The 14861-nt window shown below is 49.4% G+C and carries 12 protein-coding genes and 1 pseudogene; 5 read left to right on the top strand and 8 right to left on the bottom strand.

Annotated elements, in window-relative coordinates; genetic code table 11:
* Positions 1-58 precede the first annotated feature (58 nt).
* Positions 59-1069 carry a tetraacyldisaccharide 4'-kinase gene (gene lpxK, locus KCG55_RS07940; RefSeq protein ID WP_254323654.1) on the bottom strand — a complete coding sequence of 337 codons (1011 nt, stop codon included), beginning with the start codon at positions 1067-1069 and terminating at the stop codon, positions 59-61.
* 181 nt (positions 1070-1250) lie between these two features.
* Between lpxK and xseA the strand changes: the two genes are divergently transcribed.
* The 3 genes from xseA to KCG55_RS07925 all read left to right on the top strand — a co-directional run bounded on the left by xseA (position 1251) and on the right by KCG55_RS07925 (position 4314).
* Positions 1251-2600, top strand: coding sequence for an exodeoxyribonuclease VII large subunit (xseA, locus tag KCG55_RS07935; protein ID WP_254322685.1), 1350 nt, complete (start codon positions 1251-1253; stop codon positions 2598-2600).
* A 123-nt stretch (positions 2601-2723) separates the two neighbouring features.
* Complete coding sequence (gene pssA / locus KCG55_RS07930) at positions 2724-3503, top strand: CDP-diacylglycerol--serine O-phosphatidyltransferase (protein ID WP_254322684.1); 780 nt, start codon at positions 2724-2726, stop codon at positions 3501-3503.
* Position 3504: 1 nt separating this feature from the next.
* The gene (locus KCG55_RS07925; protein WP_254322683.1) at positions 3505-4314 is read left to right on the top strand and encodes a sulfite exporter TauE/SafE family protein; all 810 of its coding nucleotides are present in this window, start codon (positions 3505-3507) and stop codon (positions 4312-4314) included.
* Between the two features lie 85 nt (positions 4315-4399).
* Here the strand turns inward: KCG55_RS07925 and KCG55_RS07920 are convergent, their stop codons facing one another.
* The 6 genes from KCG55_RS07920 to KCG55_RS07895 form a co-directional block, all read right to left on the bottom strand.
* Positions 4400-5080: a sulfite exporter TauE/SafE family protein gene (locus tag KCG55_RS07920; protein WP_254322682.1), complete on the bottom strand. Its 681-nt coding sequence runs from the start codon at positions 5078-5080 to the stop codon at positions 4400-4402.
* A 110-nt stretch (positions 5081-5190) separates the two neighbouring features.
* Positions 5191-6231 carry an ABC transporter permease gene (locus tag KCG55_RS07915; RefSeq protein WP_004520828.1) on the bottom strand — a complete coding sequence of 347 codons (1041 nt, stop codon included), beginning with the start codon at positions 6229-6231 and terminating at the stop codon, positions 5191-5193.
* Positions 6232-6267: 36 nt separating this feature from the next.
* Positions 6268-7323: an ABC transporter permease subunit gene (locus tag KCG55_RS07910; RefSeq protein ID WP_254322681.1), complete on the bottom strand. Its 1056-nt coding sequence runs from the start codon at positions 7321-7323 to the stop codon at positions 6268-6270.
* Positions 7324-7421: 98 nt separating this feature from the next.
* On the bottom strand, positions 7422-8351 hold the full coding sequence (locus KCG55_RS07905) for a CobW family GTP-binding protein (protein ID WP_003682934.1): 930 nt from the start codon (positions 8349-8351) through the stop codon (positions 7422-7424).
* On the bottom strand, positions 8339-8812 hold the full coding sequence (locus KCG55_RS07900) for a Fur family transcriptional regulator (protein WP_003746077.1): 474 nt from the start codon (positions 8810-8812) through the stop codon (positions 8339-8341). The genes KCG55_RS07905 and KCG55_RS07900 overlap by 13 nt, the downstream gene beginning before the upstream one ends.
* A 113-nt stretch (positions 8813-8925) precedes the next feature.
* Complete coding sequence (locus tag KCG55_RS07895) at positions 8926-9750, bottom strand: SDR family oxidoreductase (RefSeq protein WP_070814462.1); 825 nt, start codon at positions 9748-9750, stop codon at positions 8926-8928.
* 132 nt (positions 9751-9882) lie between these two features.
* Between KCG55_RS07895 and KCG55_RS07890 the strand changes: the two genes are divergently transcribed.
* Together KCG55_RS07890 and KCG55_RS07885 are read left to right on the top strand one after the other, a co-directional pair.
* Positions 9883-10344, top strand: coding sequence for a c-type cytochrome (locus KCG55_RS07890; protein WP_254322680.1), 462 nt, complete (start codon positions 9883-9885; stop codon positions 10342-10344).
* Between the two features lie 389 nt (positions 10345-10733).
* Positions 10734-13494: pseudogene (locus KCG55_RS07885) on the top strand (TonB-dependent receptor domain-containing protein).
* Between the two features lie 149 nt (positions 13495-13643).
* Here KCG55_RS07885 and KCG55_RS07880 read toward each other — a convergent pair.
* On the bottom strand, positions 13644-14840 hold the full coding sequence (locus KCG55_RS07880; RefSeq protein ID WP_254322679.1) for an acetate kinase: 1197 nt from the start codon (positions 14838-14840) through the stop codon (positions 13644-13646).
* Positions 14841-14861: the final 21 nt, after the last annotated feature.

The raw sequence follows: 14861 nt of genomic DNA, 5'->3' as shown, positions 1-14861 counted from the left end.
CTCCTATTGCGTAGTTTGAAGATCATATTTAAAACATCTGTGAAACATCTATCAGCATTTAGATTGAAACATTCGCGGATACAAACGCCGCCAAGTTCGGCTCAATTATCGCATAAACAGGCAAGACCCACACATGATTCAGGCCGTGGCCGTCTGAAAATTTGACCGCATCCTTTTCCGTGATAATCACTACATCTGCGTCCGGCAAATCCGCTGCCGTAATATCTGCATGATCAGGCAAGGCAACGGTTTGTTTTAAAGCGATATTCATCTTTTGCAACGTATTGAAAAAACGCTCCGGCTTAGCGATACCGGCGACGGCGGCGACGGTTTGATTTCCTAAGCCCGCCAAATCCAATTTTTCAGACGGCCTGTTCAAACGGTAAATCTGCCCTGTTTCAATATGGCTGGCAAACATATTTTCAGACGGCCTGAATGCCGTATCTGCTTGCCACCCGCTGACGACGACCGCATCAACGGAAGCCAATCGAGACAAAGGTTCGCGCAAGCTGCCGTTGGGCAGTAAATCCAAATTGGTACGTCCTGTATCTGCCGCCGGGAATACGGCAATTTCCATATCGCGTTGCAAGGCATAATGTTGCAAGCCGTCGTCGGCCACAATCAATTCAAGCTCCGGATACGCCGCAAGCAATGCCCTGCCTGCTTCTGCACGGCTGCTGCCCACCGCCGTCGGCGCGCCAGTTTGGCGAAACAGCAATAAAGGCTCGTCGCCTGCATCTGCCGCGCTGCTGGCTGTATTCAATACATGAACCGCCTTACTCTTGCGCCCATAACCTCGGCTGATGATGCCGACCTTAACGCCCTTTTCCTGCAAACCCGACACCAGCGCGGCGACTATCGGCGTTTTCCCTGTTCCGCCTGCATGGATATTGCCGACCACCACCACAGGCACAGGCAATTTTTCGCTTTTCAGACGGCCTGAAACAAAATCATCGCGCCGTTTCACCGCAATTTTAGCAAACAGCTTGGACAGTGGTTTTAATAGTAAAGACAGAAACGGATTGGGGGATTGCCAATGGCGTTCGATAATTTGGTGGAGTTTGGGCATACGCATGGCTTTTGAAGCGGAAATCAAACGATAATATAACACAAGCCTGCCCATACAAGGCCGTCTGAACATGCGGCTTTGATAATGTTAAAACAAAGGGCGCAAGTTTCATGAAAACGAATACAACGAATCGCTCTAAAACCCTTATAATTCAACTTTCCCAAATTTTTTCCATTTCGTAATGTCCGAACTTTTCGCACCCTCATCCATTTCCGTATCCGAGCTCAACGCCCTCGCCAAAGCCTTGCTGGAAGACCATCTCGCAGGCTTGTGGATTGCCGGCGAAGTATCCAACCTGACCCGTGCCGCCAGCGGACATTATTATTTCTCGCTTAAAGACAGCCGTGCGCAGGTGCGTTGCGCGATGTTTAAGGGCGCGGCTATGCGCTTGGCGAAGCCTTTGAAAGAAGGCGACCATATCGAAGTATCAGGAAAAATCAGCATTTATGAAGCGCGTGGAGAATTTCAGATTACCGTAAACGAAGTACGGCTCAAAGGTTTGGGGCAGCTTTACGAAGCCTATGAACGATTGAAAGCGCAGTTGCAGGCGGAAGGCGCGTTTTCAGCGGAACGCAAAAAACCGTTGCCTGCCCGTCCGCAATGTATCGGCATCGTCACCAGCCTGGCGGCGGCGGCTTTGCGCGATGTCGTGACCACCTTAAACCGCCGCGCGCCCGAAATCCCCGTTATCGTTTATCCGACGCCCGTACAAGGCACAGGCAGCGAGTTGCAAATTGCCCAAGCGATTAAAACCGCTTCGCAACGCGCCGAATGTGATGTACTGATTGTCTGTCGCGGCGGCGGTAGCATTGAAGACTTGTGGGCGTTTAATGAAGAGCCGGTTGTACGCGCCATCGAAGCCTGCGCGATTCCCGTCGTCAGCGGCGTAGGCCACGAAACCGATTTCACGCTCGCCGATTTTGTTGCCGACGTGCGCGCACCGACACCAACCGGCGCGGCAGAGCTGGTCAGCCCCAACCGCCAAGAATCGCTACACCGCCTCGCCCAAGCGCAAGGCCGTCTGAAAACCGTTTTGGAACAACGCTATTTCGATGCCAGCCAAAAACTCGACTGGCTGGCGCGGCAAATCCGTCATCCGCGCCAAAAACTTGACGAGCAGCGTGCCTCAATCAGCAAGCTGGCGCAAACGCTGTCTTACTCGATGACGCAAAACGTCCGCGCCCACACCGCCCGTTTTGAACGCCAAACCCAAACCCTGAAACATTGCCGCCCTGATGTTTCCGTTTACACACAAAATATCGACCGCTTTCAGACGACCTTGTCGCATTCCTTCCGCCAGCTGCTTGTCCACCGCCGTCAAAGCCTGACCGCCCAAGCCGCATTACTCGAAGCCGTATCGCCTCAGCATATTTTGGAGCGTGGTTTTTCGGTCGTCAAAAACACACGCGGACAAGTCATCCGCAATGCTGATACATTGAAACAAGGGCAGAAACTACACATCACTTTTGCCGACGGCGAAACCGACGTACGCGTGACCAAAGAGCAGGCGCAGGGCGAGTTGTTTGACTGACAAAATAAAGGCCGTCTGAAACTTTATGCTGATAAAGTGAAACTATGTCTGCCTTTTAAAAATCCTTAACCAACCAATGCGGTATAATGCCTCATCTGCACACGCAGCATATACGGAAACATTATGGACAACTCACAAAATACAGAAAATCCGATTCCTCCACGCAACTCCATCCGCAAAAACAGCATTTACCTGCTGCCCAATTCCTTTACCATCGCCGCACTGTTTTGCGCGTTCTTCGCCATTACCCAGTCCATGCACGGACGTTATGAAACGGCGGCGATTGCAGTTTTCCTTTCCATGCTGCTCGACGGCATGGACGGACGTGTTGCCCGTTTAACCAACAGCCAAAGCGCGTTCGGCGAACAGCTCGACAGCCTTGCCGATATGGTCAGCTTCGGTGTAGCGCCTGCCCTGATTGCCTATAAATGGCAACTTTGGCAGTTTGGCAAAATCGGTTATTCCGTCGCCTTTATCTACTGCGCTTGCGCCGCCCTGCGTTTGGCACTGTTCAACACGCTCATCGGCAAGGTCGATAAACGCTGGTTTATCGGCGTTCCAAGCCCGACCGCCGCTGCGTTGATTGTCGGCCTGATTTGGGTCAATCACAGCTTTGAACGCTTCCCCGGCGTGCATTGGTGGGCATTGGGCATTACCCTGTTTGCCGGTATTTCCATGATTGTGCAGATTCCGTTTTGGAGCTTCAAAGAAATCAATATCCGCCGCCAAGTGCCGTTCATGGGCATGGTGCTTGCCGTGTTGGTACTGCTGCTCATCAACTGGAAACCTTCACTCGTCCTCTTCTTGTTTTTCCTTGGTTACAGCCTGTCCGGTTATGTGATGGCAGTCATCCGTTGGTTTAAAAAACGCCATAAAGCACACAAACACGACAAGGCCGTCTGAAATGTGGTCTTTGGACATCATCCTTGCACTGCTCGCCGTCGGCAGCGCGGCGGGCTTTATTGCCGGACTATTCGGCGTAGGCGGCGGCACGTTAATTGTTCCTGTTGTCTTATGGGCGTTGCAGCTGCAAGGCATAGGCGGCCACCCCTATGCCCAGCATCTAGCCATTGGCACTTCATTTGCCGTCATGGTATTTACCACCTTCTCTAGTATGTACGCCCAACATAAAAAACACGCCATCGATTGGGCAACCGTCCGCCGGATGACACCGGGCATGATATTCGGCGTCCTCCTCGGCGCAGTAACGGCAAAATATATGCCGACGCTGGCTTTGCAGGTTTTCTTTATTGCATTTCTTGCCTTTATCGCACTCAAAACCCTACGCGATTCCAAACCCACGCCTTCACGCACCCTGCCCGCCCTCCCCGGCCTGACAGCTGCAGGCACGCTTTTTGGTGCGGCTTCGAGCTGGGTCGGTATCGGCGGCGGTTCGCTATCCGTTCCATTCCTACTGTATTGCAACTTTCCGGCGCACCGCGCCATCGGCACATCTTCAGGTCTGGCATGGCCGATTGCAGTTGCCGGCACCATCGGCTATTTTGCCAACGGTTTGCCTATTGCCAACCTGCCTGAAGGCGCGGCAGGCTTTATTTATCTTCCGGCCGTAGCCATTTTGAGCATTGCCACCATCCTCTTTGCCCCACTCGGCGTTAAAACGGCGCACAAGCTGCCCGCCCGAAAACTCAAAATCGCCTTCGGCATCATGTTGCTGCTGATTGCCGCCAAAATGACTTGGAATTTGATTCATTAAATCTTTCTTGTGAAAAGGCCGTCTGAAACTCTTTCAGACGGCCTGTTTCATGACAATAAAAACAAACTAAATTAAATCTTTTTCTCTACCTAATTTGCCCCATCGCAAATACAGCCAAGCGCCATATTGCCCATCCTGCCACCAACAATCCGGCGCACAAACGAACCATGCGTTTTTGCAAAAAGGTTTTCAAATGCGCTGCAAATATGCCCATCGCGAGCAGGTTCGGCAAGGTTCCCAACGCAAATGCCAGCATATACAGTCCGCCGTGCAAGGCATTGCCGCTGCCTAAAGCATACAAAGACGCGCTGTACACCAAACCGCAAGGCAGCCAGCCCCAAAGCACGCCCACGCCGAAACAGGCAGATACCGATTTAATCGGCAGCAATTTGTTCAGCAAAGGATTCAGGCGTTTCCATATCGGTTTGCCGATGCCTTCGATTTTGGTTGCGGTAGTCGAAATACCGGCAAGATACAGACCGAGCAAAAGCAACAAGACATTGGCGGCAATATACAAACCGTTTTGAACCGCACGTGTATCATCCAAGGAAATGCCGACCTGCCCGACCAAGCCGACCAGAAGGCCAATGACGACATAGCTGCTGATGCGCCCCAAGTTCAACAATACAATCAGCCCGATTCGGTTTAAATGTGGCGGCAGCTGCAAAGCGAATGCGCTGCTTAATCCGCCGCACATGCCGACGCAATGCGTTCCGCCAAAAAAGCCGAGCAGAAAAAGCGTAAGAAATGTGATTTCTTGATTCATGGTTTTTAATGATTCAAACGAATGGATGAGGCCGTCTGAAACTTTTCAGACGGCCCTAAGAATGCAGGACAGGCTTTTCCGCCCACCCTCTTCACGCTTTAGAAAAGCAATTAACTGCGTGCGCGTACGTCAAATGCCTGACGCAAACCTTCGCCGATCATAACCAGCAAAAGCAGCATCACCGTCAGTGTAGCAACGGCAGACAGACCGATCCACCACGCGTCCAAGTTGTCTTTGCCTTGCGCCAGCAACTCGCCCAAGCTCGCCTGTGAGGCAGGTACGCCCAAGCCCAAGAAGTCCAAACTGGTCAGGGCAAGTACGGCACCCGAAATACGGAAAGGCAAAAAGGCCAATACCGGCGTCAAGCTGTTGGGCAGGATATGGCGCCACATGATTTCACGGTTGCCCACGCCCATCGCGCGCGCCGCCAAAACATAATCGGTCTGACGGTTTTTCAAAAACTCGGCGCGGACATAGTCAGATAAGCCCATCCAGCCGAAAAGCGACAGCAACACCAGCAAAATCAACAGCCCCGGATTAAAGAACGAAGACAGGATAATCAAGAGGTACAACTCCGGCATACCGCCCCAAACCTCGATAAAACGCTGCATCAAAAGGTCGGTTTTACCGCCGAAATAACCCTGTACCGCGCCTGCAACCACGCCGATTACGGTAGTCACCACAGTCAATACCAAGGCAAACAACAGCGAATCGCGGAAACCGTAAACCAAGCGCGCCAACAGGTCGCGGCCGCGGTCGTCCGTTCCCAAGATATGCCGTTCGGACGGTTTGGCCGGATCGGGTGCCGTATCAAAATCGTTCAAGGTATCGGCATCGTAAGGATTGGGCAGGTAAAGGGCAAAATTGCCGTCTGAAGTAATGTTGTGACGGATAAGCGGATCCAGATAATCCGCCGGCGTATCGAAATCGCCGCCAAATGTGGTTTCGTTGTATTCGTTTACCAAGGGGAAGAAATACTCGCCCTGATAGCGTATCCACAAAGGTTTGTCGTTGCTCCACAAAGGCGCAAGCAAAGTGACGACAAACAAAACGGCCAAAATCCGCAAAGCCAACCAACCGCGCTTATGCTGCTTAAAGGCTTGCCAAGTAGGGTTTGAAGTAGATTTTTTCTTTTTCATGGTTCGAAACATTCTTTAATAATGGATTGAAGATATTTTCAGACGGCCTTATTTCTGTCCGCCAAAGTGAATGCGCGGATCGACCCACGAATAAGAAATATCCGACACCAATTTAGCCAACAACCCCATTAGCGTGAACACATACAGTGTACCCATTACGACAGGATAATCGCGTTTCATCACTGCCTCGTAAGACAACAAACCCAACCCGTCCAGCGAGAACAACGTTTCAATCAACAGGCTTCCGGTAAAGAATGCGCCGATAAATGCGGCCGGGAAACCAGTAATCAGAGGAATCATGGCGTTGCGGAAAATATGCTTCCACAAAATCTGCTTCTCAGGCAAACCCTTGGCTCGCGCGGTATATACATATTGACGGCGGATTTCTTCAAGGAACACATTTTTCGTCAATACGGTCATCACCGCCAAGTTGCCTGCCACCGAAGCGGTAATCGGCAAGGCCATATGCCACAAATAATCTTTGACTTTACCTGCCCAAGAGAGCGTATCGAAATCATCGCCGACCAAGCCGCCCTGCGGAAACCAGGCAAAAAAGCTGCCGCCGCCAAACAACACCAGCAACACCAAACCCAATACAAACGGCGGTACAGTATAGCCGACCAAAATGATCATACCCGTAATCGTATCGAATCGGCTACCATCCCTGACCGCCTTGGCAATACCCAACGGAATACATATCAAATAAGTCAGGAAAAACGTCCACAAACCCAAACTCATCGATACCGGCATTTTCTCTTTCACCAGATCAAATACGGTTTGATGGTGGAAAAAACTCTCGCCCAAATCGAAACGGGCAAATTTCCATACCATATCAACAAAACGCGTCACAGGCGGCTTGTCGAAACCGTACAAAGCATTCAGCGCGGCCAAATCTTCCGCACTGATGCGGTTGCCGTTTTTGGCCAAAGTTCCAGGCATGCTGTGTCCTGCCGTCTCACCGCCAACCGCACCCTGCGTCAGCTGCTGAACCATCTGCTCCACCGGACCGCCGGGAACAAACTGAATCACGGCGAAGGTAATCGCCAAAATCCCCAATAACGTGGGAATCAAAAGGAGCATACGATGAAAGATATAACGCCACATGGTTAAGTGTTCCTCTATTTTTTTGATTTGAAGGCCGTCTGAAACCGCTGACTTCAGACGGCATATAGTAACGGATTAATAAGCGTTTGGCCGATGATTTACTTCTCCAACGCCTCCTGCAATTTCTTCTCAATCAAATCCGCATCAAACGATTTGGCAATCAATTCAAAGCGGGAATCGCGGCGCCATGAAACTTGGTTTGCGCCCCATTGACCGTCCACCCAGTTCAGCCACACCCAAGTGCCGAGTACTTGAAACACGCCTTTGGCGCGGACGAGGCCGTCTGTAAATTTAGGCAGGTCGTTGAAGAAATCGGTCAGTTTTTCGCCGTCGAAATCACGTCCGGCAGGGAAAGTGAAGCCTTGAGACTGGAAGCCCATGGTATTGTCAGGCAAGGCTTTGAGGCGGTAGCGCGATTTTTCGACAACGGGAATATCAAGCCATTGGATGTCGAGTTGCGCATTTTGTACTTCGACCACTTTGGCTTTAGGCGGGAACAGCTTGGCCGCTTTATCGTGAAACTCAGCCAGCTGCTCGGGGGTGCACAAGTCGGTTTTGCTGGCGACCAATACGTCGCAAATGCCGATTTGGTCTTTATACAAGGCTTGTTGCGCGTAATCGGGATTAATGAATTGGCGCGGATCGACAACGGTAAAGACTGCGCCGATTTCCAGCATACTGTCGAGCGGTTTGGCTTTCAATTCGTCGATAACGCTGGCGGCGTGCGCCAGACCGCTGGCTTCAATCATCAAGCGGTCGGGTTGGGCGTCGCGCAACATTTTTTGTACGGTCGTACCCATTTGCGCGCCGGCAGTACAGCACAAACAGCCGCCGGCGATTTCTGCCACGGGAATGCCGTTGTCGCTCAAGACGGCGCCGTCAATGCCGATTTCGCCAAATTCGTTGACGATGATAACCCATTTTTCATTCGGGTCTTTTTGCGCCATCAGACTTTTGAGTGCGGTGGTTTTGCCTGTTCCGAGAAAGCCTGAAATCAGGTGGACTTTGGTCTTTTTTACTTCTGACATTTTTTACAAATTCCTGTTAAAACAACATGTTCTTCTTTTAATGAGAAACCGGTTTCGGCCACGCCTGCACGCAAGGCCGCCCATTCTTGGCTCAAGGTCTGCTCATCCGCCGTACCGCATTCGGTGCAAACCAAAATAAACGCGCTGTGGTGCGCCTCTGTTTCTTCGTGGTCGTGGCAATGGTCGTTGCACTCGTGCTGCGCGTGGCTGCACAAAATATAGCCGTTGACCGCCGCCACTTTGTGCAAAACTCCCTGTTCCGCCCAAAAATCAAGGGCGCGGTAGGCCGTCGGCGGCGCAACCACACCCTCGCTTTGCTGCTGCATCTGCGACAGAACGTTGTAGGCTTTAATCACGCCGCTTTGTTTCAAAACAATATCAAGCACTTGCTCACGCAATGCGGTTACCTGCACGCCATCGCGCTGCGCTTGTTCTAAGATTTTTTGTTTGATTGCGTTCATAACTGAAACAGCCTTTCAGACGGCCTTGTTAATAAAAAATTACATTATAGCGTGTTTACTCAATTTCAGATAACAAAGAGGCCGTCTGAAACGTTCAGACGGCCTGATGCCGATTACTTAAACCAAGATTTAATTTTTCCAAACAAAGACATGCTTTGTTTTTCAAACGTTTCTTCCTTCGCCGGAGCAGGCGCGTCACGGTAAACTTTCATGCCTGCAAAGGTCTGGGCAACCGGCATGATTTCGATGGAATTGACGTTCATCCGCGCAGGACGCTGATAGAGCCATAAAGCGGTATCGGCAATATCTTGCGGCTGGATAAACTCGACATTCTCATAAACCTCGGCCGCACGCTGGTCGTCGCCTTTGAAACGGACGTTGGAAAACTCGGTATCGCCGCACAGGCCCGGTTCGATATTGGTAATACGGATATTTTTGTCTGCCAATTCGGCGCGCAGATTCATGCTAAATTGGCGCACAAAAGCCTTGGTCGCGCCATAGACATTACTGCCGGGATAAGCATAACTGCCGGCAATAGAACCCAAATTGATGATGTAGCCCTGTTTGCGCGCAACCATTTGCGGCAAAATCTGGCGGGTCAGAAAAGTCAGGCCGATGATATTGGTTTGAATCATGGTTTCCCAATCGCCAAAATCGGCTTTATCGGCTGTATCCAGACCTAAAGCCAAACCGGCGTTGTTGATCAGGCAATCGATTTCGGACAAATGCTCGGGCAGGCTGTTCAAAGCGTTTTGAATTGACTCCGTGCGCGAAACATCCATTTCCAAAGGGTAAAACTGCTCGCCCAATTCCTCTGCCAACTGCTGCAATTTGTCTTCGCGCCTTGCCGCACCGATGACATGATAGCCTGCCGCAACAAAGGTGCGGCACATCGCCGCGCCGAATCCTGCCGATGCCCCGGTAATCAAAATTGCCATATCGTTTCCTTTCTATACTCGTTTCAGACTTGGGTTTAAGGTATGATAACGCCTTATCAGACGGCCTGAGAGTTTGGCCGACTGATTCTAAATTTAACGATAATCATATCATCACAATAGGACACACTCCATATGAAAACCCGTTTTCTCCCAGTTGCGCTGGCAGCCGTGGTGCTTACGCTTTCCGCCTGCGGCGGCAGCGGTGCGCCTTCCCAGCCTAAAGGCCCTATTTCCGAAGACCGCACTGCCGCATTCAAATCCATGATGCCTGAGTTTACCCGCATGGGCAAAATGGTCAAAGACGAAGAGCCTTACGACGTTGAGAAATTCAAACAAGCTGCAGCCACTTTTGCCGAAAACAGCAAAAAACCGTTCACCCTGTTTGAATCCGACCCTCAAGGCAACGGCCGCGCCCTGCCTGCCATCTGGACAGACACAGCAAAATTCAAAGCCGAAGAAGAAAAATTCGTTGCAGCGGTTGAGAAACTCAACGCCGCAGCCCAAACCGGCAAACTGGAAGAAATCAAAGCCGCTTACGGCGAAACCGGTGCAACCTGCAAATCCTGCCACGACACATTCCGCGGTCCGGAATAAGGCTTAAAACAAACAATAAAGGCCGTCTGAAATATCATTTTCAGACGGCCTTTTCTTCAACTGACTTCAAACCTTTCTATATCGACTTTATATTTTGCATTTCATGTTTTTTAACGGTTTCATTTGAAACCGACGGCTCAATTCACATAGCGCAATCAAATTTTCTTCTTCCGGCTGTTTAAATTCAATTAAATCTCCCCTTTTCTTGACCAACCCAATTCAAATTCAGACCTGCTTTATTTTTTCAGCCGGATTAATCATATGCGGTTGGATTATCTCCTGAAACAAGTATCTGCTTTATTTTTTAACAAATAAAAACCATTATCAAAATATTTGTAAAGTTTAATAATATGTTATAAAGTAGCGACTTCGTTTCTGAGGTAACTATCATGAATCCGAATTTCAAATTAAATCTACTAACATTATCTTTACTGGCTATAACAAGTATCGCACACGCAGAAGACGAGGTTTCAACTCAAGAGCTTGATGAAATTCAAGTCAAAGGCAAACACATTGCCAAAGAGAAAAAAGTTTTTACCGAAGGCCAAGCCAAAAGTTCGCGTGAACGCGTTTATCAATCCAGCGAAAACATCGATACCATCGTTCGGAGCATGCCCGGCGTTTTTACCCAACAAGACAAGGGATCGGGGTATTGGCGGTCAATATCCGTGGCGATAGCGGTTTGGGACGCGTCAATACGATGGTTGACGGCGTCACCCAAACCTTCTATTCCACTTCTGCCGATGCCGGACGCAGCGGCAGCTCCTCGCAATTCGGTACGGCACTGGATCCCAATTTCATTGCCGGCGTGGATGTAACCAAAGGCAGTTTCACAGGTGCCAACGGCATCAATACCTTATCCGGTACAGCCAATTTCCGTACTTTACGGGTAGACGATGTGGTACACGGAAACAATACCTTCGGCCTCTTGACCAAAGGATTGACCGGCACAAACAGCACCAAAAGCAATTTTATGGCAACCGGAGCGGTACAAAAATGGTTTGACAGTGGTGCACGCCTTGGTGCGTTATATGGTTACAGCCACCGTAATGTCGAGCAAAACTATAAAGTGGGCGGCGGCGGTCAGCGTATCGGCAATTTTGGCGAAGAATATTTGGACCGTAAAAAACAAGAATATTTTGAGAGCAACTTATTGAAATTCGACCACGAACAAAATCTCTGGGTTCGTGACTTTTCCAAACGCAATGCGGTCGGTAAAAGCTATTGGGACTACCCTTTCTCCAAAAAATATAACGATCCTGAAGTTTTGCAAAGAGATTATGTCGATGATTTGGAAAGAAGCTGGAAAGAGAATTTGGCACCGCAATGGGACCTGACTCCAATCGACCCGACCAGCCTGCAACAACGCTCAAACAGCCATTTGGTCAAAGTGGAATACGAAAACGACAACAACAAGCTGGACCTTCAGCTTCGTACCATGAACAACCGCATCGGCAGCCGCAAAGTAGAAAATCGCAACTACCAAGCCAATTACAATTTAAACATTGGCGATTATGTCGATTTAAACGTGTTGGCCGCCCATAATCTGGGCAAACAAAAATATCCGAAAAACTCACGTTTTTCAGGATGGGGGCTGTTGGATTATTTGGAAACCAAAAACACAGCCAATCTTTTGGATATCAACAACAGCTTTTCTTTCAAACTTCCCCAAAAAACAGATTTAAAAGCCACCGTCGGTTTCAATTTCTTTAAAAACCAATACAGTAAAAACCGCTTTCCGGAAGAGCTGAGCCTGTTTTACGACGGCCCCGATCAAGATGCCGGCCTGTACAGCTTTTTAGGCCGCTTCAAAGGCGACAAAGGAATATTTCCCCAAAAATCAACGATATTGCAACCTTCAGGCCAGCAAAAATTCAATACCTTCTATTTTGATACTTCCTTGAAAAAAGGCATTTATCAATTGAATTACAGCGCCAATATGGTCAACTACCGCTACAAGGGCGAATATACCGACTACTTCAATACCCAAGAAGACTTTAAAAAAGCATTTGGAGAAGACTCTGAAATTTATAAACAGCATTGCACGCCAAGCTGCGACCTTTACGAACCGGTTTATACCAAATCCGGTAAAAAGCATGCGGTAAACCATTCGGTAGCATTAAACATCAATGTCAATGACTACTTTATGCCGTTTATCAGCTATTCGCGTACGCATAGAATGCCGAATATTCAAGAAATGTATTTTTCACAAATCGGCGACTCGGGCGTCAATACCGCCCTTAAGCCGGAACAGGCCAATACTTACCAAATAGGCTTCAATACCTTCAAAAAAGGGATTTTCAAGCCGGATGATGTATTGGGTTTCAAACTGGTCGCCTATCGCAGTAGGATCAACAACTATATCCACAATGTTTATGGCAAATGGTGGGATTTAGACAAAGCACCCAGCTGGGTAACCAGCACCGGCCTGCAATACTCTATCCAGCATCGAAACTACGCCAAACCTGTCCATAAAAATGGTTTGGAAGTGGAAATGAACTATGATTTCGGCCGCTTTTTTACCACCCTGTCTTACGCCTATCAAAAAACCAACCAGCCGACCAACTATAGCGATGCCAGCGAATCTCCCCGCAACTCTTCTAAAGAAGACCAAATCAAACAAGGCTACGGCTTAAGCAAAATTTCCCGCCTGCCCGAGATTACGGTCGGTTTGAATTGGGCTCACGCTGGTTGGGCAACAAATTGACCATCGGCGGCATTATGCGCTATTACGGCAAAAGTACACGGGCAACGACTGAGGAAGAGTTTGTTGACGGGACAACCGGTGCCAATACCTACTCTTCACACCAAATGGGCAGAAGGGTGATCAAAAAAACAGAAAGCATCAACAGACAGCCACTGATTTTTGATTTCTATGCCAATTATGAACCGAAGAAAAACCTTATCCTTCGTTTCGACATTCAAAATGCGTTCAATAAACGCTATATCGACCCTTTGGATGCCGCAAATGATGCCGCAACCCAGCGCTATTTCAGCGTATTTGAAAGAAAAGGCGGTTTAGATGATGAGGAAGTCGAATGCGATGCCAACGGTTTATGCAATGGCAAATATGGCGGCACGACACGCTCCGTCTTGAACAACTACGCACGAGGCAGAACTTTGCTGTTTACCATCAGCTATAAGTTCTAAACCTATCTATAAGCATTCTTAATGTAACACTAATTAAAAAGCCGACAAACACAATATTTGCCGGCTTTTTTCAATATATTCTCAAAATTTTCTTCATCAATACACAACAAAAAACCTGCCCTTGCGGACAGGTTTTCAATAATGACGGATTACAGGCCGCTCAGACGGGCTGTATCGTGTGCAATCATCAATTCTTCATTGGTAGGAATCACAACGGCAACAGCTTTGCTGTCGGTAGTGGTAATCACACCGGCATTGCCGAAGCGAGCCTTCAGGTTGGCTTCTTGGTCAATGTGCAGACCGAGGAAGCCCAAGTAGCCCAATACACGTTCGCGGATGATGTCGGAGTTTTCACCGATACCGCCGGTGAAGACCAATGCGTCCAAACCGCCTGCTGCTACTGTCATGCTGCCGATGTATTTAGCCAAGCGGTAGATGAAGATTTCCAGAGCCAGTTTGGCACCTGCGTGACCGTTGGCAGCTTCTTCTTCAATGGTACGGCAGTCGTTAGACAAACCGGAGATACCGAGCAGGCCGGATTTTTTGTTCAGCATTTCGGTAATTTGGGAAATGGTCATGTTTGCGTTTTCAGCCAAGAAGCTGAACACTGCGGGATCGATGTCGCCGCTGCGGGTACCCATTACCAAACCTTCCAGCGGGGTTAGGCCCATGCTGGTATCGCGTGATTCGCCGTTGGCGACGGCGGTAATAGATGCGCCGTTACCCAAGTGGGCAATGACCATGCGCAGGTCTTTTTTGTCTTTGCCGAGGAAGCGTGCAGTTTCGTCAGAAACGAAGCGGTAGCTGGTACCGTGTGCACCATAACGGCGCAAGCCGTATTTTTCATACAATTCATGTGGAACAGCATATTTGTAAGCGTGTTCAGGCATGGTTTGATGGAATGCAGTGTCGAATACGACAACGTTCGGCAGGCCTTTGAAGATGCTTTGTGCAGCGCGCAGGCCCAAAAGGTGGGCCGGGTTGTGTAAAGGAGCAAGTGGAATACATTTTTCGATACCAGCGATAACATCGTCGGTAACCAAAATGGATTCGCTGTACAATTCGCCGCCGCTTACCACGCGGTGGCCGATCGCGCCGATACGGGTATCGAGGCCGTGGGCTTTGAGTTCTTCCATCAGGGCTTCAACTGCGCCGGTGTGGTCGGGCTTGGCAGACAGGTCAACTTTGTGTTTTTCGCCGTTGAATTTGAAGGTGATGTAGGCATCGGGCAGATTGAGTTTTTCGGCAAGGCAGCTCAGCAATACTTCGCCGCTGTCGTTATCCAATACGGCACCTTTGAGGGAAGAGCTGCCGCAGTTCAAAACCAAGATTAATTTTTGTGTCATTTTATGCTCCTTGAGGTTTCA

The sequence above is a fragment of the Neisseria subflava genome (assembly GCF_024205745.1).
GTDB lineage: Bacteria > Pseudomonadota > Gammaproteobacteria > Burkholderiales > Neisseriaceae > Neisseria > Neisseria flavescens_B.
This window is presented reverse-complemented; position numbering and strand designations above follow the sequence as displayed.